Below are 20381 nucleotides of genomic sequence, written 5' to 3'. Positions count from 1 at the left end.
GGGGCATGAGAAAAGACAAGGTGTTGAGGACGGTTGTTATCTTTCAGGCCATTTGCCTGATTGTGCTGACTGGCCTGGTTGTCGTAAAAATGATGCCGCTGCTGCAAACGGGCAAGGATGAGCCCGATGCGGCGCCGAGCGGCGAAAACGGACAAGTCGACCACCCCGATCTGGAAGGGCATGACGGACAGGTTGTTGCCTCCATAGGCGGCGTGCCTATTACAAGGGGCGAGCTTACAGAGGAGCTGTATACTCTGCATGGAGATGCCGTGCTTCGCCAAATGCTGGTCCGCAAAGCCGTTCTGCTTGAAGCGGGCATTCAGGGAATCGACGTGGCAAAGAATGAACTGAATCTGGCATTGGCGCGGACGGCTGAAGCCTATGGCGGGGAGGACGCGTACTTCGAGGCGATGCGGGAACAGCTTGGAATGAGCAAGGATCAGGTCATGGCGGAGCTGAACCACCGCCTGCTGCTGGAGGCCATTGCTGTTCGGGAGACGCCGGTGGCGGAGGAAGAGATACAGAGTTATTTGCGGCAGCATCCCGATTACGGAGAGCCGCGAAGAGAAATGCATCTGAACTGGATCGTGATCTCGTCCGCCAGCCAGGCCGAAGATCTGCTGACCTGGCTGGGCGACGGCGAAGGATTCGCGGAGCTTGCCGCTGCCTATTCCCGGGACGAGTATACGGCGGACAGCGGCGGAGATCTCGGTTTTATCGACGAAGACGATCCCTTCTACGATCCTGCGCTGCTGGCGGAAGCGGGAAGTCTTCAGGTGGGAGATATAGCGGGACCGGTTCTTCTTGATGACGGCGATTATGCCGTCATCCGGCTGGCTGGCCGCAGAAGCATAGGCGGCATTCCGCCGGAGCGGGTCGAAGAGACGGTGCGGCGGGAATTGGCGCTGCAGCGGGCGGGATCGCTAAGCAGTCTGGAGGAGAGGCTTCTGGCCAGTCACGAAGCCGCAATTGTCAAATGATATTCTGAATATATAAGGCTCAAAAGCGAAAGCAGTGCTTGACTCCGATTGAGGTCAAACTAGGTGGGTCAAGGTCAAGGTCAAGGTCAAGGTCAAGGCCAAGGCCAAGGCCAAGGCCAAGGGCAAGTTCATTCAAGGTCGAGGGTAAAGGTTCTCCGCTTGCTGGATTTGGCTTGTGAACGCTTCGCGACAAACCATATGAGACAAACTATGCACGTTGTCTTTGTGGAGAGCCTGGCTTATATACAAGGTATGCGACGTCGAACAGGCTGGATGGTTAGGGCCGAAAGCCAGGGTGTATTTGAAAACTTCTTAGGGAGCAGATATGGCCGAAGTTTCGTTTCATGCAAGGCAAGGCGTTTTCTCGAAGGCTTGACATCAGGGTAAGTCGAGGAAAAGGAACTCAGCAGGGGGGCGAATCGACGGTACTCGATGGCCTTGAGCGTGTTTTCAGACACGCTCTAGCGTGAACGTTCCCGCGTAACGGACATCCATGACCGTTACAGCCCCGTTTTGCGGATAGTTCCACTTTTAATGGTCATCCATGACCGTTACAACTTACTTGCACCCCCAAAAACGTGACTTTTGAGCGTCTAATGGACATCGGTGACCGTTACCCAACGCAGATGGCTTCATTTAGGGCTCTAACGGTCATTGATGACCGTTAGACGGGTAGACATCAGTTGGCGAGGTCCCTTAACGAGGACTCCTTGACGAAGTCCCCTTGTCGAGGGGCCCCTTTGAAAAGGGGATCGTCTTACGTGTTCCACACTGACCCTGTCCCCCCCCCCCACTGTCCCTAGTCCCCACTTTCCGTGTTTCACGCGGTTGCTTGGTGAAATCAAGCACTGATGATAAGGCCGGGCCTATTATAAGTTCAACTAAAGAAACGGCAGAAGCAGGACAGAGCATGAATGGTGACAGAGCATGAATGGTTCTGGAGAAAAGCATATGCTTGCGTAGCGACGTTCTTCACTAGAACGTTTAAAACGGTCGCGTTGTTCTCCGGATTTCAACAGGAGACTTATTCAATCAGAAAATCTGGAAACAACAGCGTTTGGAAGAACCATCCACGCGGTGGACTCCTGCCATAATTGTTTAGTTGAACTTAAATAGATGCCTGAACAGGACTTTTTCCCAAAAATGTGAAAAGGGCTATTGACAACTAAAGCACTCCATTGATAAGATGGAGATAGTGAAAACCAACTATTTTAGTCGGATTAAGGGAGGCTTTTCTTCATGGCAAAAATTGTTCAAAGCATCACGGAACTGATTGGTGATACACCGCTTGTTCGTCTGAACCGTCTTGTACCGGAAGGAAGCGCGGAAATTTATGTAAAGCTTGAGTACCAAAACCCTGGTGCCAGCGTTAAGGACCGCATTGCGATTAGCATGATCGAAGTGGCCGAGCAAGAAGGCAAATTAAAACCCGGCGATACAATCGTTGAGCCTACAAGCGGCAACACAGGCATCGGCCTGGCAATGGTTGCGGCGGCAAAAGGATATAAAGCAATTCTGGTCATGCCTGAAACCATGAGTGTGGAGCGTCGCAACCTGCTTCGTGCATACGGAGCTGAGCTGGTATTGACGCCAGGTTCGGAAGGCATGAACGGAGCAGTTCGCAAGGCGGAGGAGCTGGCTCAAGAGAACCCGTCCTACTTCATCCCGCAGCAGTTCAAAAACCAGGCCAACGTTAAGGTTCACCGTGAAACAACTGGTCCTGAGATCGTTGAAGCAATCAATTCCCTTGACGGAAAGCTGGATGCTTTTATCGCGGGTATCGGCACTGGCGGCACTATCTCTGGCGCTGGCGAAGTGTTGAAACAAAACTTCCCGGACGTTAAGGTATACGCTGTTGAGCCGGCTGCATCGCCGATTTTGTCTGGCGGCAATCCCGGCCCTCACAAAATCCAAGGTATCGGCGCTAACTTCATTCCTGATATTTTGAACCGTGAAATTTATGACGGCGTCATCACGATCGAAAACGACGATGCATTCGAGCATGCGCGTCGTGCAGCTAAGGAAGAGGGTATTCTGTGCGGTATCTCCTCCGGCGCAGCGATCAGCGCCGCTCTGAAGGTTGCCAAGGAGCTTGGCGCCGGCAAACGCGTAGTTGCGGTTGTGCCAAGCAACGGCGAACGCTACCTCAGCACGCCGCTGTTCAACTTCGAGAATTAATCAGACTTCTTATGCAGCAGGTTAACCTGCGTCAAACACCCTTCATTCTTCGGAGTGAAGGGTGTTTTTGTTAGAGGGCCTACGCAACGCCTCATCCCTGTCCCGCAGTTATTGAAGTATTCAGAATATGCTGGTATGATGTTGAAGGAACGCGGGAGCTAAGTTGCCATAGACCGCGGAAGAGGCTGGGCATACATGCCAGGCATGCTTTTGGGACAAGCATTTTTGGGGCAACCTACTTAAAATATCTGTATAAGTTGGAGGGTCTTCCGTAATAACGGGGCGACCTTTCTTATCATAATGGTGATGGAAGCGGAGGTTGGCGGGGATGGTGACCGCATGGGAGCAATGGGCCGGATGGCGTGCAGAAAGCAAATATACTACCTTGCCCTTTGTTAAAGAGCTGGCGATTCCCGGCGGAGCGGGGCCGGTGACCTCCTGGGAGGAAGTGTGGCAGGACGCGTCGCCCTATGCTTTTGTGCTTGAGAGCGGAAAAGACGGCCGTTTTACGTATTTGGGGCTGCATCCGGAGGGCGTTATTCGCGGCAAGGGACTGGAAGCGGAGTCAATCGCGTTCCAGCCGATGGAGGAGCAGCGCCCCGTTCATAAGCATTGGAAGGGCAAGCCGCTGGATATCGTGCGTCGCTGGATGGGCGATCGGCGCGGGCCAAAGCTGGCAGAAGGTCCAAAGTGGCTAGGCGGAGCCGTGGGATATTGGGGCTACGACGTAATCCGCAGTATCGAGAAGCTGCCTGAGCTAGCGGCGGATGATATCGGCTTGCCGGACTTTCTTTTTCTAAAAATGAATGAGCTGTGGGTGATCGACCATCACACCTCGGCAGTCTTCTGCGTTGTGCATTCCCCGGTTGAAATCGGGATTGCGGAAGATGAGCTTCGTGTACGTTACGAGCAGGCGGCTTCCCGTGCGGAAGGAATGGCGGACTATTGGCTGACCTGGTTTCAGGAGGAGCGGGCCGCTAAGCGCGCAACAGAGCAGCAAGCTTCCAGACGCGATTTGATGGAACGTGATTCTCTGCACATCGATGTGGAGGCGTTGGAGGGCGTATCTTCTCCTTTTGCCAAGGAAGCCTATATGGACGCGGTTAGCGCGATTCATGACTACATCCGACAAGGCGATGTGTTCCAGGTTAATTTGTCTCAGCGTCTCAGCCGCAGAACGCAGAGCAGCCCGGAGGAGCTTTACGAATGGCTTCGGTTGTTTAATCCGTCGCCGTATATGGGTTTCCTTCGCTGCCCTGACTTTCAATTGGTATCGGCTTCGCCGGAGCTGCTGATCGACAAGGCGGGGGATCGTTTATCCACGCGCCCTATAGCAGGGACCCGGAGACGGGGGCGGACGGAGGAAGAGGATATCAAGTTCGCCAAGGAACTGCTGGAGAGCGAGAAGGAACGTGCCGAGCACATTATGCTGGTGGATCTGGAGCGCAATGACCTTGGCCGCATATCGGAATACGGCACGGTTAAGGTAAAAGAGCTTATGGTCATCGAACGTTACTCCCATGTCATGCATCTAGTCTCGCAGGTGGAGGGGAAACTGGCTTCCGGCAAGGATGCTTACGACGCCATAGCGGCGGCTTTCCCGGGAGGTACGATCACGGGAGCTCCAAAAATCCGTACGATGGAAATCATCGAGGAGCTGGAGCCTGTGCGCAGGGGACCTTATACGGGTTCGATGGGATGGATTGACTACAACGGCGATATGGAATTTAATATTATTATTCGAACGATGGCTATACAAGAGGGCAACGTTCATATTCAAGCGGGAGCGGGTATTGTCATCGACTCTGATCCCGAACGGGAATACTACGAGTCGCTAAATAAAGCAAAGGCGTTGTGGAAGGCGATTCAATTAAGCGAACGTCTGGCGGAAGAAAGCAAGGAGTAAGGAGCCAAAAAAAGGGGGCGGCGGACCATGATACTAGTAATCGACAACTATGATTCGTTTACGTATAATCTTGTGCAATATTTGGGCGAGCTTGGGGAAGATATTGTGGTCAAGCGGAACGACGAAATCGATTTGGCCGGTATTGAAGAGCTTGGACCGGACCATATTCTGATATCTCCAGGTCCATGCTCGCCTAACGAAGCGGGAATTAGCCTGGCGCTGATTGAGCGCTTCAAAGGAGAAATTCCGATTTTTGGCGTATGCCTGGGACATCAGTCCATCGGGCAGGCCTTTGGCGGAGAGGTTGTGCGGGCTGAACGGTTGATGCATGGCAAAACATCGCAAATTTTGCATGACGGAAAATCGGTGTTCGAAGGCATGGAGTCGCCGTTTACGGCAACTCGCTATCATTCCCTCATCGTGCGCAGAGAGACGCTGCCGGATTGTCTCGAGATCAGCGCCGAGACGGAGGAAGGCGAAATTATGGGGCTGAGACATAAGGAGTATGCGGTGGAAGGCGTTCAGTTCCATCCGGAATCCATCATTACCGATCATGGATTAACGATGCTGCGCAATTTTTTGAAGTCCAGGTCTGGTAAATTGGCATGAAGGTTGGACTGAATGGAGTCCTCGTACAAGCGGAAGAAGCTGTGATCTCGGCATATGATCACGGCTTTTTGTACGGTATCGGGCTGTTCGAGACGTTCCGCACATACGGCGGCGTTCCCTATTTGCTGAAGCGCCATATGGACAGGCTTCGCGGAGGCTGCAGCGAGCTTGGCATTGTTTTGACATTAACGGAGGAGCAGCTTGCGGAGCAGGTTTCGGGCTTGCTGAAGGCTAATGGCTTAAACGACGGCTACATCAGACTGACAGTCAGCGCCGGGGTAGGCGAGTTAGGTCTGCCTTCAGGCGATTATAGGGAACCGACGCTGCTGTTGATGGCGAAGCCTTTGCCGGCAATTGGCGCGGGGTGGATGGCGATGGAGCCGCCCCCGGCCAAGGAGTTGAGGCTGCTTCGTACTCCCCGCAATACGCCGGAGGGTTCCGTTCGCTTCAAATCGCTACACTATATGAACAATATTATCGCGAAGCGCGAGCTATTGGGATTGGGGATGCCAGAACCGGAATCCGGGGGCCCCCCCGAAGGCTTGATGCTTAGCCGGGAGGGTTGGCTGGCGGAAGGCATCGTCAGCAATTTGTTTTTTGTCGTGAATGGCGTTGTCTGTACGCCTTCTATCGATACGGGCATACTGCCCGGCGTAACGAGAGAGCGGGTGCTTGAGCTTGCTGGGGCAGCGGGTTTGGCCGTGGAAGAGGGCCATTACCGCTGGGAGGACCTTCTCGGCGCTCAGGAGGTTTGGCTGAGTAATTCGGTGCAGGAGCTTGTTCCGGTAGCGGTGCTCACGGATTCCGATGGCCGTTCTACCGTCGTGGGCAGCGCCAACGTTCAATACATAGAGGCCGGCACAACTGTTAGGCCGGACTCAGTGGCGGACAATGCTTCGTTCCCCGTTCTTCGAGGGCTGCTGGAGCTGTACAGAGGGGATATCCGGCGCAATAGTCTGCTCTAGCACTAGCAAAAATGGTTGTAAGGAGGCGGAAAGGATGGCGCAAAAATCGAGCTTTTGCCGGCGGCAATACCGATTGAGCGGCGAGGTGCCGCTGGAGCTAGGGAATCGCACCTTGATTATGGGCATCTTGAACGCAACGCCGGATTCTTTCTCCGACGGCGGCAAATATATGGATGTAGACGCGGCTGTCCATCATGCAAGGGAAATGGCGGCGCAGGGCGCCGATATTCTGGATATCGGCGGGGAGTCGACGCGGCCGGGCTTTGAGGCGATTGACGCAGAAGAGGAAATCCGGCGTGTTGTGCCTATTATCGCCGCTTTGCGGGAGGCGCTTCCCGGGATGCCGTTGTCCATCGATACGTACAAGGCGGCTACTGCCCGTCAGGCGCTGGAAGCGGGAGCGCATATCATTAATGATATTTGGGGTCTGAAGGGCGATCCCGATATGGCTCGGGTAGCTGCGGAATACGGATGTCCCGTCATCATCAGCCATAACCGGAGTGAACGCAACTATAATGATCTGGTTCCCGATGTGATCGCGGACCTGAAGAGCAGCATGGCAAGAGCGGAGGAAGCGGGCATTGCAAGTGATCGGATCTGGCTGGACCCAGGCATCGGCTTTGCCAAAACCTATGAGGATAATTTGGAGATGATGGGACGGCTGTACGAGCTTGCGGAGCTGGGCTACCCCGTTTTGCTGGGCACATCGCGCAAGAAGTTTATCCGTCAAGCGCTGGATCTCCCCGTCGATGAAGTGGTGCTGGGCACAGCGGCAACGGTTGTGCTTGGCATTGCGCAGGGATGCCAAATCATGAGAGTGCATGATGTTCGTGATATGCGTCGTGCCGCCCTGATGGCGGACGCCATTTATTATCGCTAGATGAAGGAGCGTTCGTAGGTTATGGATAAAATGAAAATGAAGGGCATGTCCTTCTATGGCTATCATGGCGTATTTGCGGAGGAAAACCGCCTTGGGCAGAAGTTTATTGTCGATCTGGAGCTGTCTCTGGATTTGGATGCCGCGTCGCAGAACGACGATCTGGATAAAACGATTAATTACGCGGAGCTGTATGCGGTCGTCAAGAAAATCGTGGAAGGCCCTCCCGTCAAGCTGATTGAAGCGTTGGCCGGCGCCATTGCATCCGGTGTGCTTGACGCTTATACTATGATACATGAATTGACTGTAGGCGTAACGAAGCCGAATCCGCCGTTCGAGATTCATTTTGACGGTGTAACGGTTGAACTGACCCGCAAGCGCGGAACGGACGGAGCTATCGTGCGGCCGGAACTAAGTTAGGATGAAGGAGATGAAGAAATGCGCACAAGCGAAGCGGAAGCCTATATAGCGCTAGGCTCCAACATTGGAGATCGCGAGGGGCAGCTGCTAAGCGCGCTGGACTCCATCGACGGCCATTCAGGCATCAGCCTGGCGCGTCTCTCCGGCATCTATGAAACCGATCCCGTAGGCTATAGCGACCAGCCCGCATTCCTGAATATGGTCATTGCCGTGCGCACTACGCTTGAGCCGCTGGAGCTTCTCCGCGAATTATTGAAGCTGGAGCTGGAGCTGGGCAGAACCAGAGAAATCCGGTTTGGTCCCAGAACGATTGATTTGGATCTTCTCCTCTATGAGGATGTTGCCATGGATCTGGAGGAATTGACGCTGCCGCATCCCCGCATGATGGAACGGGCTTTCGTGCTGGTTCCTCTGAACGACGTGCTGAACCGCTTGCACCCATTGGCAGAGCAGACGGGAAAAGCTTCGCAAGAGGCGCTTCAGCAAGGAAAGGAAGGCATTGCATTATGGAAAAATATTCAGTCCACAACAATCAGCTTGCGCAGCGCATCAGAGCGTTCCGGAAGCTGAAGGGATATACGCAGCAAGGCTTGGCTCAGGAAATGGGAATTTCGGTAGCGGTGTTAGGCTCGCTTGAGAGAGGCACGCGCAGAAGCGATCCCCGGCTGCTGGAGCAGATCGCGGAAACATTGGGCATTAGCCCGGAAGAGCTTGCGTCAACAAAGGAGGGGTAGGGAGCGACATGCTGAAAATCGGAGACATCGAGATGAAGAACAGAGTGGTGCTTGCGCCGATGGCCGGCGTCTGCAACCCCGCTTTTCGCTTGATCGCCAAGGAATTCGGAACGGGTCTGGTTTGCGCCGAAATGGTGAGCGACAAGGCTATTTTGCATGGCAACAAGCGTACAATGGAAATGCTTTTTGTGGATGAGCGGGAGAAGCCGCTTAGCCTGCAAATTTTCGGGGGCGACCGGGAGTCGCTGGTGGAAGCCGCCAAGGTCGTCGACAAACAAACGAACGCAGATATAATCGACATCAATATGGGATGTCCCGTACCGAAGGTGACGAAGTGCGACGCTGGCGCCCGTTGGCTGCTAGACCCTAACAAGATATACGAGATGGTGTCCGCTGTTGTGGATGCCGTCGATAAGCCGGTAACGGTCAAAATGCGGATCGGCTGGGATGACGAACATGTCTATGCGGTGGAGAACGCACGCGCGGTGGAACGCGCCGGCGGCAACGCCGTCAGCGTGCATGGCCGTACCCGGGAGCAGCAGTATACCGGAAAAGCCAACTGGGATATTATAAAGGAAGTTAAAGAAGCCGTGAGCATTCCGGTAATCGGCAACGGCGATGTGTTCTCTCCGGAAGACGCAAAACGCATGCTGGATACAACGGGCGTTGACGGAGTCATGATCGGCAGAGGCGCGCTCGGCAATCCGTGGATGCTTTATCGCACGATCCAGTTCCTGGAGAGCGGCAAGCTGCTTGGCGATCCGACGCCGCGCGAGAAGCTGGATGTTGCGATTCTTCATCTGGATCGGCTGATCGCGATCAGGAATGAAGCCGTAGCCGTAAGGGAGATGCGCAAGCACTTGGCTTGGTACCTAAAAGGCCTGCCCGGCGGAGCGCGTGTGAAGGATGTCATAATGGAAGAAACGAGTCGCGATCGGCTGGTGGCTATCCTGGATCATTACATTTCATCCCTTGATGAAGCCGCCGAAGGGGCCGTAGCCCTCTAAACCGGAATCAGGCGGCTCTGATAGGCCGCTTACATTGACATTCGGGGGACCATGCAATATAATCGTGCAATATAATCTAACAAAAGATTGCCAATATGACCACTCCGAGGAAGGTATGACGGCGATCATGCGTAATATATTAAGTATCAGTGAATTCATACCCGGTATGAAAATTAGTCACGCGACAGGAGAATCGGAAAGATGAACGATAAGCAAATCATTCTGACTCAAGACGGACTTAAAAAGCTTGAGGAGGAACTGGAGAACCTCAAATCGGTCAAGCGCCGCGAGGTGGCCGAGCGGATCAAGGTTGCCATCGGCTATGGAGATATCAGCGAAAACTCGGAATACGAGGATGCCAAAAACGAGCAGGCTTTTATTGAAGGCAGAATTATTACGCTGGAGAAAATGCTCCGCAACGCTCGTATTATCAATAATGATGAAATCGATACCGACACGGTGAGCATCGGTTCTACCGTCATCGTAGAAGATATGGAATTTGGCGATACAATGGAATATGCTATTGTCGGCACGGCGGAATCGGATCCGCTGCAAAACAAGATTTCCAATGAAAGCCCTCTCGGGAAAGCCATTTTGGGCAAAAAACAGGGCACCGTTGTTGAAGTTAACGTACCGGCGGGCATTATTCAATATAAAATTGTCGATATCAAAAAATAAGGCGCGCTAATTCGGAAAGCTTCCTTGCTGGAAGCTTTTTGAACGTTTGCCAACGTACCAAGGAGATGAGCGAAAAGTGGAACATGAAAACAATGAGCAGGAGCTGAGCGAGCTTCTGCAGATTCGCAGAAACAAGCTGGATGAGCTGAGAGATCTCGGCGTTGATCCTTTTGGACGCAAATTCGAGCGCTCTCACAGCGCGGGCGATATTCTCACAGGCAACGAGGGTCTCAGCAAGGAAGCGCTGGACGAGCAAGCGACGGAGGTTACCATTGCGGGCCGCATTATGCAGAAACGCAGCATGGGTAAAGCAGCGTTCGCACACATCCAGGATTTGACGGGCCGCATTCAAATCTATGCGCGCAAGGACACCGTATCCGAGCAGCAATACGCCGCGTTTGATCTTCTCGACATTGGCGATATTATCGGCGTGCGCGGCATCGTATTCCGCACCAATACAGGCGAGATTTCCGTCAAGGCGCTGGAGATCGTTGTTCTGACCAAGTCGCTCCTGCCCCTGCCGGACAAGCATCATGGCTTGAAGGATGTTGAGCTGCGCTATCGCCAGCGTTATGTCGACCTCATCGTTAATCCGGACGTTCAGCAAACGTTTATTACCCGTTCCCGCATTATCCAGTCCATGCGCCGTTATCTGGATTCGCTGGGTTATCTGGAGGTTGAAACGCCAACCCTGCATTCCATCGCGGGCGGAGCCGCGGCGCGTCCTTTCGTAACGCATCATAACGCGCTGGATATGGAGCTGTACATGCGAATCGCGATCGAGCTGCATTTGAAGCGGCTGATCGTTGGCGGTCTGGAGAAGGTCTATGAGATCGGACGCGTCTACCGGAATGAAGGCATCTCTACTCGCCATAATCCCGAGTTTACGATGATTGAATTGTACGAGGCTTACGCCGACTACAAAGATATTATGAATCTGACGGAAAATCTGATCGCCCATATCGCCCAGGAAGTGCTCGGCACAACCCAAATCAAATACCAAGATTACGATGTGGATCTGACGCCAGGCTGGCGCCGCATCAGCATGGTGGACCTTGTTAAAGAAGTGACCGGCGTGGATTTCAACGAAAATATGAGCGACGAGCAGGCGCATGAGCTGGCGAAACAGCACAAGGTGCCGGTCGAGCCTCATATGACGTTTGGCCATATCGTCAACGCGTTTTTCGAAACGCATTGCGAACACACGCTGATTCAGCCGACATTCGTAACGGGACACCCCGTCGCGATTTCGCCGCTGGCGAAAAAGAGCAGCGTGGACGAGCGTTTCACGGATCGCTTCGAGCTGTTCGTTGTAGCGCGTGAGCATGCCAATGCCTTCACGGAGCTTAACGATCCTATCGACCAGCGCGAACGGTTCCAGTCCCAGCTGGAGGAAAAAGAGCAAGGCAACGACGAGGCGCATGAGATGGACGACGACTTTATCCGCGCGCTGGAATACGGCATGCCGCCAACGGGCGGTCTTGGCATCGGCGTCGACCGTTTGGTCATGCTGCTGACCAATGCTCCATCCATTCGCGACGTGCTTCTGTTCCCTCATATGCGGGGCGAGCATTAATTTATAGGTTTCCAGGGGAAGCGCTGCTTAAGCAGCGCTTTTTTGGCTTAAAAAACTGGGAAATTTACAAAAAACCTAGTGAGACTAAAGAATCAATTTTAAGAAAATCGCATACCAAAACTGGGATTTTCTGAACAAAATCTGAACTTTTCCTCTCATTTTTACGTTAAAGCGCTTTCAAATGCAATTTTTGACTTTGTGTATTTGGAAAACGTAGGATATACTGAGAGTAATGTCAAGTGACTGTCGGAGCATGAGAAATAATGTCGAAGACCATCAAGAATTGCTGACAAAGGAGTGAGCAGTCGGCATGATAGATATCCACAGTCATATTTTACCCGGATTGGATGATGGGGCCGCAAATTTTGATGATACGCTGGATATGGCCCGGGCAGCCTGTTCAGAGGGGATTACAACAATCATCGCAACGCCTCACCATGCCAATGGAGCTTATATGAATCCGGCTTCCGATGTGCGACGGCTCGTAGATTCAGTCAATGCTAGACTGATAGAAACGGGCGTGCCTGTCACAATAGCCGCAGGTCAGGAAATTCGCGTTCACGATGACCTGCTGGATGCTTGGAGCCGAGATGAGTTGCTCACGCTGGCCGGAACCAGATATGTTTTGCTGGAGATGCCTTCTTCCCGTATTCCGAAGTCTATGGAAGAAATGATTCATGAGCTGAGTGTTATGGGGCTGACGCCGGTCATCGCTCATCCCGAGAGAAATGCGGAGGTTGCGCAGCATGCGGAACGTTTCGCGTCATTGGTAGAACTAGGGGCATGCGGTCAGGTGACCACCCATTCGTTGCTTGGCGTATTCGGAAAACGGATTCAACAAACTTCGCTTTCATTGCTCAAGCAAGGCAGCATCCACTTTGTATCGTCAGATGCGCATCATATCTCCCGCCGGGGATTTCGATTGGGCGAAGCCTATTCGTTCATTGAGAGAACAATGGGAGAACAATGGAGCAGCTATCTGAAGAACAACGCCAGAAGGTTGCTGGACAACTCGCCGCTGGCCGAACAACCTGCTTTTTCCGCAGCAGGAGGAGGACAATGGCGCCGTTTCATTTCCTTATTTTCAAAAAGGTAAGGGAAATACTCGGAAAAGGTTCAAGACAAGCTTCATGAAACCGATACATAAGAAAGCGGTACGTTTAGGTTTTACTAGACATTCATCAAAAAACGATGAGTGCAACTATTCTAATTATAGAGGTGATTGGAAATGTCGTTCAAAAAGAAACTGGCAGTCACAACAATCGCGGCAAGCGTAGTGATGTCCGCATTCGCAGGCATCCCGCTCAGCAATAAGGGACTGGCTGAGAAACTTGGGGTAAGTAATGTAATTCATGCTGCAGCATACTCCGATTTTGCAGCTCGCGCTCAGCAAGTGTACGCTAAGCTTGATGCTGACGGTCTGGCTAAAGTTAATGCTTTCAGAGCTGAAATTGCAAACGCGGTTGATGCCGATTCTACAATTCTTTCGCCATTGGTTGAAAAGCTGATCGCTGGAACTAATGTAGACAGTGCCACAATCAATGATCTGATCGAAGATATCTTGACGCTAACAATTGATAAAGACTGGCAGGAAAATTATGAAGCAATTGCTGCTGCCAACGATGGATTCCTCAATGACCTGTACCCGGAACTGTCCGTAAATGATGTTGCGTCTGTGCTGCACAACTTCGAGTTGAAGGTTGCCAATCTCATCTCCACTTTGACAGTTGCTCAACTATCCGATTTGACGGCTATCAAAGAGCAGTTGAAGACTGCAGCGAATCAAGCGATTCTCTCTAACACAACATTTGCAAATTTTGCGCAAAACAGATTGACTTCGCAAGATCTGGCTGATGTGTTTACTAAGCTTCAAGCAAGCGAAGGTGTCGTTCATTTCTCGACAGCTCTAGCAGCTTACTCGGTATTGAATAAAGCATACTTTGAAGCTTTCCCAGTACCGGTTACACCAAATCCAACTTATCCGGTTGTTATCTTCCCGACGACAGGCGTGCCTGCAGAAGCTCAAATCGCAGTGAACAACCTGGAAGCGCTGAAAGGCAAGCTGGAAAATGCAACTGAAGCTGAAAAAGCGGAATTGATCGCTCAAGCGGTTAAAGATGCTGGGGCAGCTGTTAGCAAGCTGTCTACCTTGACTGGTCAAGCAGCGGTTCAAAACAACCAGGCAACGCTTGCTCCTAACGAAAACAATGCAATTTCCGCAATCAAAGGCATTGCAGCAATCGCAAACGCTTTGAAAAGCGTAACGGGAGAAACATTGCCTGCCGCAACGCTTACACTTGATTTTGGTGCAGTAACACAGGACGAGCTGCTTATCAAAGTGTCGGCGGCCATTGTAAGCGAAGGCATTCAAGCCAATCTGGCCGGAATCGCTATTAAAGCGGGCGAGTTTGTTGTTACACTACCGGTTGGAGGAAACATCGCAGGAGCCATTGATCTGAACGTAAAACAATCGGCTCCTTCCGAGGAATTGACTCAGCAAGCTACATTCGCTTCCGACGTGTTCGAGTTTAATTTAGCAGTAGACAATAAGCCAGTAACTACCTTCTCCAAACCTATTCAAATTGTCTTCCCGCTTAGTGATACTACTGGCCTTGACACTGAGTTGTTGACGCTTGCCAAAATTGTAGAAGACAAGCTTCAATTTTTTGGTGGCAGATATAAGAATGGAGCGCTTACCGAGGCGCGTGACACATTCTCTTCATACGCAGTAGTGGAAAATAAAGTATCGTTCGGTGATACATCCGTAGTTGAAGATTGGGCTGGCCGTGCGATCCAAGTAATCGCCGCTAAAGGCGCAATCAACGGTAAAGCGGAGGGCGTGTTTGCTCCACAAGATCAAGTAACACGCGCTGAATTTGCAAAAATGCTGATTCACGCTCTTGATCTGGACAACGTGTCTGCAACAGCAACCTTTGGCGACGTTGTCGCTAACGACTGGTTTGCTCCTTACGTTGCTGCTGCAGCTGATCTGGGCGTAATTAATGGGCGTTCCGCTAACCGTTTCGATCCGCAAGCCAAGATCACTCGCGCTGAGATGGCAACTATGGTTGCACGCGCGCTGAAAGCAAAAGGCGCTACTGCAGTCGAAGATCTGGATGCTGAACTGGCTGTCTTCTCCGATGCCGGTCAAATCAGCTCCTCGCTGAAAGAGGGCGTTGCATTCGCCGCTCACCATGGCATCGTCATTGGCAACGACGGCAAATTCTCGCCTAACAGCAACGCAACTCGCGCTCAAGCCGCAGTAATCATTTACAGAGCATTCAACTTCTAATACAAATACACTACAATTACCACAAAATCTTCCTCCCATGTGGATGGGAGGAAGATTTTTTGTCAAAAGTCACAGATTGTCTACCCCTATAGTGGTATAATGCAGAAGGGCATGGTGCTAAAGAACTATTCATCATGAGAAAAAACTATGTCTAATGGAGGAGTAGTGTAGTGTCTAATGAACTTGATTTGAGGCAATATGTTGCCGTTATACGGAAGAGGCTTTGGCTGATCGTAGCCTTTGTCGTATTATGTTCCGCGGTGGCGGGTGTTTATAGCCTCTTCTTTAAATCCCCGGTCTATGAAGCTTTTACCAAAATCATCGTTAACCAGACATCATCGCAGCAAGTAACGGGGCAGCTTGACCTGAATCAGATTAATACCAATATTCGCATGATCGATACATACAAGGAAATCATCAAAACGCCTGCTATTCTGGATAAAGTCGCTGAGCAATATCCGGAGCTGGGGTACACAACAGAACAGCTATCCAAAAAGATCATGGTCAGCTCCGTTAACAATACGCAAGTCATGACGCTTGTTGTGCAGGATATTGACTACAGAAAAGCGGCAGAAACGGTAAATGCGGTTTCCAACGTGTTCCGCGAAGAGATTCAGCACATTTTCCAGGTGGAAAACGTTTCGATTCTGAACGAAGCGCCTGTTGACGCTCAACCAGAGCCTGTAGCACCTAACGTTCCATTGAATATTGCCATTGCTTTTGTCGTTTCGCTAATGCTTGCTGTCGGCGTTGTGTTTCTGCTGGAGTATATGGACGACACCATCAAGACGGAAGCGGACGTATTGGAATATTTGGGACAGCCAACCTTGGCTATGATATCGAGAATGAGTCCTGAAGAAGCGGAAGGTTCACCGCAAAGCAGCAGGACGTCTCGGGCCTATAAAGGAGGGGAACTTGAACGTGTCACGATCGAAAAATAAACGTCAGCTTATCACGCTTTCAAACCCCCGTTCCCCAATATCCGAGTCATACCGGTCGCTGCGAACCAATATTGATTATTCGGCCATCGACGAAAAAATTCAGGTCATTATGGTTTCCTCGGCCGGTCCGGGCGAGGGCAAAACAACAACGATTACGAACCTCGCCATTACGTATGCCCAGTCGGAGCGAAAAGTTGTATTGATTGATGCCGACTTGAGGAAACCTACCGCCCATCATAACTTCTCCATATCCAATCGATGGGGCCTGTCATCCGTGTTATCTCAGCAATGTACGCTGGAAGAGTCGATTCAAATGAGCAATGTTCCCGGTCTGGACGTCATTACGTCCGGAACGATCCCGCCGAACCCCGCCGAAATGCTGGGCTCCAATCGGATGACCGCAATCATTCAGCAGCTTCGCGAGATGTACGATATCGTTCTGATCGACACGCCGCCGCTGCTTGCCGTTACCGATGCGCAAATCGTTGCAACAAAAAGCGATGGGGCCATTATGGTCGTGGATCAAGGCAGGGTGAAACGGGACATTGCCAAAAAAGCAATTCAAAACCTGCAAACCGTTAATGCCCGTATTTTGGGCGTTGTCCTTAACAACGTCAAACGCAAAGCCAACGAGGAATCCTACTATTATTACTACGGTGCAAAAGAATGATGGTCTTGCTTTAAGATTTTATATGGTCTCCACAATTGCATGTGACATATATTTGATGTGATTTACCAATTTGGGAATTATTCTGGCGGGCCCGTATTCATAGACTTACTTGATATGGGCTTTGCTGAACTATTTTAATGAACTATCCCGTTTCAACTGTCAGTAAGCTTTTTACTGGGGCGACGAAAAGGATCTGAAATGAGAGTCAAAGTAAACTAATCATAATAAAACATCCTTGTTAGGAGTAGATAATCATGGTAGAAACTCGTCGAAAAATGAAACGTTGGAAAAAGGTTCTTTTGTGGCTAACCGGCATACTAGTTGTTGTTGTAATTTCCGGTTTGCTTGCAGCAAACTATGCAATGGACAAGATGTTAGCGCAATTATCTAATAGTCTTGAAGATGAGTTGCTAGCGGATACATTGCTAGAAACAAACGAACCGGTGCTTGTTGATAAAAACGATACGCAACAAAATCAAGATGAAGTTAACCAGCTTTCCCCTGACAACAATGATGAAGAAATTAATCAATCTGACGATCATGAAGAAATACAAGATCCACAAACAACAAAACCTAGTAGTGAGCCCTCAAAGGGTTCGACAGAATACAGCGCGGAAGTAAGTGTAGATAAGGCAAAAGATGTACAGGAAAAAATTACGGTAGGAGAAAAAGCGAAACTCGCAACTGTCTTTCTGAAGGAACTTAGTGCTGATGATATCAAGTACCTACAAGAGCTTGCAAGTGGCGGTTTAAGTATAGATGAAAAGAAAGCAGCTAGAACTTTAATTCTTGAAAGACTTTCTCCAGAGCAATATGATGAGCTAATTCAAATTGCAAAGAAGTATGGCATGAGTCAAGGTAAGAGTTATGAAGAAGTCTCAAAAGAGAAATAAGTGATGAAGTAGAAAAATGATAAATTGCTTGGAGCATTAGTAGTGGTTGATAGACTATGTTGGAAAGGAGTATGTATATTTCCTATGAAAATACTTGTTACTGGTGGTTTGGGATATATTGGATCACATACGGTAATAGAATTAATTAAAAATCACCATACGGTTATTATAGTAGATAACTTGTCTAACAGTTCTATTGGTGTTTTAGACCGAATTGTTCAAATAACAACAATTGAGCCCAAATTTTTTCAAATAGATGTGACTAATGAGCAGTGTATGGATCAATTGTTTGAGAGTGAGCAAATAGATGGTGTAATTCATTTTGCAGGATTTAAAGCAGTAGGTGAATCAGTCAACATTCCTCTAGATTACTACTACAATAATATATTAACTACCTTAGTATTAACCAAACTATGCCTAAAATATGACGTTAATAGATTTGTTTTCTCATCTTCAGCAACTGTGTATGGGCCAAATCAATCACCGCTACATGAAGAAATGACATTGTTTCCAACAACGAACCCATATGGAGAAAGCAAAGTAATAAATGAACGGATTCTTACAGATTATGTGACTGCTTATCCTACTATGTCCGTGACAATTCTGCGTTATTTCAACCCAGTTGGTGCTCATGAAAGTGGCTTAATTGGCGAAAGCCCAACTGGCAAGCCAAACAATCTAATGCCTTATATTACTGCTGTCGCAACCGGTGAATATGAAAAGTTATTTATCTACGGAGATGATTATAATACAGCTGATGGCACCGGTATTAGAGATTACATACATGTTGTAGACCTAGCAAAGGCACATGTACAAGCAATAGAAAAAATTAAAACGGGCTTGGAAATATTCAATCTTGGAACAGGTAAAGGCACTAGTGTTCTTGAGATGATTAATATATTCGAACAAGTTAGCCAAATTTCCATCCCGTACCAAATCGTAGACCGGCGTCCTGGTGATCTTGACAATTGTTTTGCAGATGTAAATAAGGCAAAGCAGAAGCTTGATTGGATGGCTTTGCGGACTGTAGAAGATATGGTCCGTGATTCATGGAGGTACGCACAACGTAAGGTAGGTGAGACAGTTTGAGTTACCGTTCAAATGCAAATTCTTATAAAAGAGACCAAGCAACCAAGATAGTAAATTATACAAAGCCTAAAAGAAATGTATCGTATATATATCTGACTGTAAAAAGGGCTGCGGATATAGTTTTAAGTATTATTGGTCTGGTAATGGCACTTCCACTTATTTTAATTGCAGGAGCATGTGTAAAGTTAGAGAGTAGAGGACCAGTATTTTATCGTCAAGAACGACTTGGCATGGATGGCATAGAATTTACAGTGACAAAAATTAGATCAATGAGAATCGATGCAGAGAAAAATGGAGCCCAATGGGCCACTGAAAATGATCCACGCATAACAAAAATTGGAACTTTTATTAGAAAAACAAGAATAGATGAACTGCCACAGCTTTTGAATGTGTTAAAAGGAGAAATGAGTTTAGTAGGACCAAGGCCTGAACGTCCCATCTTTGCAGAAAAATTTGCAAAGGAAATTCCAGGGTTTGAACAACGTCTGGAAGTAAAACCTGGTCTAACAGGCTGGGCGCAAGTTAATGGTGGTTATGATATCACTCCATCTGAGAAACTACAGCTAGATCGATATTATATTCATAATAGCAGCATTGGGTTGGACCTACAAATATTGTTTAGGACGGTTAAGGTGGTGTTAACTGGTAGTGGAGCGCGATAGACTATCAGAATATATTAATATAGACAATGAGGAATAGTAATGAAGTATAGTGTGCTTATGAGTGTTTATATAAAAGAAAGCTCCCAAAACCTAAGGGACAGTGTTAGGAGCATGTTTAACCAAACTATTCCTCCAGATGAGGTTGTGCTGGTCATTGATGGGCCACTCTCAGATGAATTGTACAGTACGATAGAGGAACTAAAAACAGAAGGTCCTTTGGTGTGTCTTCCCCTTACAGAAAATGTTGGGTTAGGTAGTGCACTGTCCAGGGGGGTGCTTCAATGTAAAAATGAATTCATAGCCCGAATGGATTCGGATGATATCTCTTTACCAGAACGCTGTGAAAAACAATTAAAAATCTTAACTTCAAAACTGAATGTGAGCGTTGTGGGCAGCCATATTGGTGAATTTCTAAATCATCCAAGTAATATAATTGGTTATAGAAAAGTGCCCTTATTTGATGAGCAAATAAAAAGTTATATAAAACGTAGAAATCCATTTAATCACCCCTCTGTGATGTTTAGAAAAAAAGATGTTTTAATGGTTGGTAATTATAGGGATTTCAAGTATGCAGAAGATTATTTTCTATGGATACGACTATGGATAGCTGGAAGTAAATTCACAAATATTGATGAAGTTTTATTATTAATGAGAGTGACAGACAGTACATATGTGAGAAGAAGAGGGTGGGACTACTTTAAAATGCAAGTAGAACTATTTGGTTATATGCGCGGTAATCGCATGATAAGTTACTCACAGTATTTTATTAATTTGTTAATTTCAATATCTGTTCGGCAATTGCCTAATCCCTTAATTAAAAAACTTTACCAAAGCATTCTAAGGAGAACAAGCCTTTAGTTATTAATTTATTTTAAGTTAACTTAGGTTAGTAAAAATAATATTC

20 protein-coding genes are annotated in these 20381 nt (G+C 49.1%); all 20 read left to right on the top strand.

Features of this window, described 5'->3' with window-relative positions:
* The first annotated feature begins 5 nt into the window (after positions 1-5).
* The gene (locus ACX93W_RS18680; RefSeq protein ID WP_459393897.1) at positions 6-980 is read left to right on the top strand and encodes a peptidylprolyl isomerase; all 975 of its coding nucleotides are present in this window, start codon (positions 6-8) and stop codon (positions 978-980) included.
* A gap of 1239 nt (positions 981-2219) precedes the next feature.
* Entirely contained in the window at positions 2220-3158 is a 939-nt protein-coding gene (cysK, locus tag ACX93W_RS18675; protein WP_459393896.1) for a cysteine synthase A, read from the top strand.
* A 328-nt stretch (positions 3159-3486) separates the two neighbouring features.
* Positions 3487-5064: an anthranilate synthase component I family protein gene (locus ACX93W_RS18670; protein WP_459393895.1), complete on the top strand. Its 1578-nt coding sequence runs from the start codon at positions 3487-3489 to the stop codon at positions 5062-5064.
* Between the two features lie 27 nt (positions 5065-5091).
* Complete coding sequence (pabA, locus tag ACX93W_RS18665; protein WP_459393894.1) at positions 5092-5673, top strand: aminodeoxychorismate/anthranilate synthase component II; 582 nt, start codon at positions 5092-5094, stop codon at positions 5671-5673.
* Positions 5670-6638, top strand: coding sequence for an aminotransferase class IV (locus ACX93W_RS18660; protein ID WP_459393893.1), 969 nt, complete (start codon positions 5670-5672; stop codon positions 6636-6638). Before pabA ends, ACX93W_RS18660 begins: the two co-directional genes overlap by 4 nt.
* Before the next feature lie 34 nt (positions 6639-6672).
* The gene (gene folP / locus ACX93W_RS18655; RefSeq protein ID WP_459393892.1) at positions 6673-7518 is read left to right on the top strand and encodes a dihydropteroate synthase; all 846 of its coding nucleotides are present in this window, start codon (positions 6673-6675) and stop codon (positions 7516-7518) included.
* A 21-nt stretch (positions 7519-7539) separates the two neighbouring features.
* On the top strand, positions 7540-7935 hold the full coding sequence (gene folB / locus ACX93W_RS18650) for a dihydroneopterin aldolase (protein ID WP_459393891.1): 396 nt from the start codon (positions 7540-7542) through the stop codon (positions 7933-7935).
* Between the two features lie 18 nt (positions 7936-7953).
* The gene (folK, locus tag ACX93W_RS18645; RefSeq protein ID WP_459393890.1) at positions 7954-8505 is read left to right on the top strand and encodes a 2-amino-4-hydroxy-6-hydroxymethyldihydropteridine diphosphokinase; all 552 of its coding nucleotides are present in this window, start codon (positions 7954-7956) and stop codon (positions 8503-8505) included.
* A complete protein-coding gene (locus tag ACX93W_RS18640; protein WP_459393889.1) occupies positions 8442-8669 on the top strand; it encodes a helix-turn-helix domain-containing protein in 228 nt (75 codons plus the stop codon). The genes folK and ACX93W_RS18640 overlap by 64 nt, the downstream gene beginning before the upstream one ends.
* Before the next feature lie 8 nt (positions 8670-8677).
* Positions 8678-9676: a tRNA dihydrouridine synthase DusB gene (gene dusB, locus ACX93W_RS18635; protein WP_459393888.1), complete on the top strand. Its 999-nt coding sequence runs from the start codon at positions 8678-8680 to the stop codon at positions 9674-9676.
* A gap of 201 nt (positions 9677-9877) precedes the next feature.
* Positions 9878-10354 carry a transcription elongation factor GreA gene (gene greA, locus ACX93W_RS18630; protein ID WP_459393887.1) on the top strand — a complete coding sequence of 159 codons (477 nt, stop codon included), beginning with the start codon at positions 9878-9880 and terminating at the stop codon, positions 10352-10354.
* A 76-nt stretch (positions 10355-10430) separates the two neighbouring features.
* Positions 10431-11930, top strand: coding sequence for a lysine--tRNA ligase (lysS, locus tag ACX93W_RS18625; RefSeq protein WP_459393886.1), 1500 nt, complete (start codon positions 10431-10433; stop codon positions 11928-11930).
* Positions 11931-12240: 310 nt separating this feature from the next.
* Positions 12241-13026 carry a tyrosine-protein phosphatase gene (locus ACX93W_RS18620; RefSeq protein ID WP_459393885.1) on the top strand — a complete coding sequence of 262 codons (786 nt, stop codon included), beginning with the start codon at positions 12241-12243 and terminating at the stop codon, positions 13024-13026.
* A 132-nt stretch (positions 13027-13158) separates the two neighbouring features.
* Positions 13159-15222: an S-layer homology domain-containing protein gene (locus ACX93W_RS18615; protein ID WP_459393884.1), complete on the top strand. Its 2064-nt coding sequence runs from the start codon at positions 13159-13161 to the stop codon at positions 15220-15222.
* A 170-nt stretch (positions 15223-15392) separates the two neighbouring features.
* The gene (locus ACX93W_RS18610) at positions 15393-16163 is read left to right on the top strand and encodes a YveK family protein (protein ID WP_459393883.1); all 771 of its coding nucleotides are present in this window, start codon (positions 15393-15395) and stop codon (positions 16161-16163) included.
* Positions 16144-16833: a CpsD/CapB family tyrosine-protein kinase gene (locus ACX93W_RS18605; RefSeq protein ID WP_459393882.1), complete on the top strand. Its 690-nt coding sequence runs from the start codon at positions 16144-16146 to the stop codon at positions 16831-16833. Before ACX93W_RS18610 ends, ACX93W_RS18605 begins: the two co-directional genes overlap by 20 nt.
* A 254-nt stretch (positions 16834-17087) precedes the next feature.
* Positions 17088-17726: a hypothetical protein gene (locus ACX93W_RS18600; RefSeq protein WP_459393881.1), complete on the top strand. Its 639-nt coding sequence runs from the start codon at positions 17088-17090 to the stop codon at positions 17724-17726.
* A gap of 84 nt (positions 17727-17810) precedes the next feature.
* Positions 17811-18815, top strand: coding sequence for a UDP-glucose 4-epimerase GalE (gene galE / locus ACX93W_RS18595; RefSeq protein WP_459393880.1), 1005 nt, complete (start codon positions 17811-17813; stop codon positions 18813-18815).
* Positions 18812-19477 (top strand): sugar transferase, encoded by a 666-nt coding sequence (locus tag ACX93W_RS18590; protein ID WP_459393879.1) that lies wholly within the window; start codon positions 18812-18814, stop codon positions 19475-19477. Before galE ends, ACX93W_RS18590 begins: the two co-directional genes overlap by 4 nt.
* Before the next feature lie 39 nt (positions 19478-19516).
* Positions 19517-20335: a glycosyltransferase gene (locus ACX93W_RS18585; RefSeq protein ID WP_459393878.1), complete on the top strand. Its 819-nt coding sequence runs from the start codon at positions 19517-19519 to the stop codon at positions 20333-20335.
* Positions 20336-20381: the final 46 nt, after the last annotated feature.

This window comes from Paenibacillus sp. CAU 1782, from assembly GCF_054551715.1.
The sequence above is the reverse complement of the archived record's forward strand: the minus strand, read 5'-3'. Positions and strand labels throughout refer to the sequence as shown.

Coding starts and splice junctions, on each gene's coding strand:
- ACX93W_RS18680 (WP_459393897.1), top strand. CDS start 6: ATGAGAAAAGACAAGGTGTTGAGGACGGTTGTTATCTTTCAGGCCATT.
- ACX93W_RS18670 (WP_459393895.1), top strand. CDS start 3,487: ATGGTGACCGCATGGGAGCAATGGGCCGGATGGCGTGCAGAAAGCAAA.
- dusB (WP_459393888.1), top strand. CDS start 8,678: ATGCTGAAAATCGGAGACATCGAGATGAAGAACAGAGTGGTGCTTGCG.
- ACX93W_RS18660 (WP_459393893.1), top strand. CDS start 5,670: ATGAAGGTTGGACTGAATGGAGTCCTCGTACAAGCGGAAGAAGCTGTG.
- ACX93W_RS18620 (WP_459393885.1), top strand. CDS start 12,241: ATGATAGATATCCACAGTCATATTTTACCCGGATTGGATGATGGGGCC.
- galE (WP_459393880.1), top strand. CDS start 17,811: ATGAAAATACTTGTTACTGGTGGTTTGGGATATATTGGATCACATACG.
- folP (WP_459393892.1), top strand. CDS start 6,673: ATGGCGCAAAAATCGAGCTTTTGCCGGCGGCAATACCGATTGAGCGGC.
- pabA (WP_459393894.1), top strand. CDS start 5,092: ATGATACTAGTAATCGACAACTATGATTCGTTTACGTATAATCTTGTG.
- folB (WP_459393891.1), top strand. CDS start 7,540: ATGGATAAAATGAAAATGAAGGGCATGTCCTTCTATGGCTATCATGGC.
- folK (WP_459393890.1), top strand. CDS start 7,954: ATGCGCACAAGCGAAGCGGAAGCCTATATAGCGCTAGGCTCCAACATT.
- ACX93W_RS18600 (WP_459393881.1), top strand. CDS start 17,088: ATGGTAGAAACTCGTCGAAAAATGAAACGTTGGAAAAAGGTTCTTTTG.
- ACX93W_RS18585 (WP_459393878.1), top strand. CDS start 19,517: ATGAAGTATAGTGTGCTTATGAGTGTTTATATAAAAGAAAGCTCCCAA.
- ACX93W_RS18615 (WP_459393884.1), top strand. CDS start 13,159: ATGTCGTTCAAAAAGAAACTGGCAGTCACAACAATCGCGGCAAGCGTA.
- ACX93W_RS18640 (WP_459393889.1), top strand. CDS start 8,442: ATGGAAAAATATTCAGTCCACAACAATCAGCTTGCGCAGCGCATCAGA.
- greA (WP_459393887.1), top strand. CDS start 9,878: ATGAACGATAAGCAAATCATTCTGACTCAAGACGGACTTAAAAAGCTT.
- cysK (WP_459393896.1), top strand. CDS start 2,220: ATGGCAAAAATTGTTCAAAGCATCACGGAACTGATTGGTGATACACCG.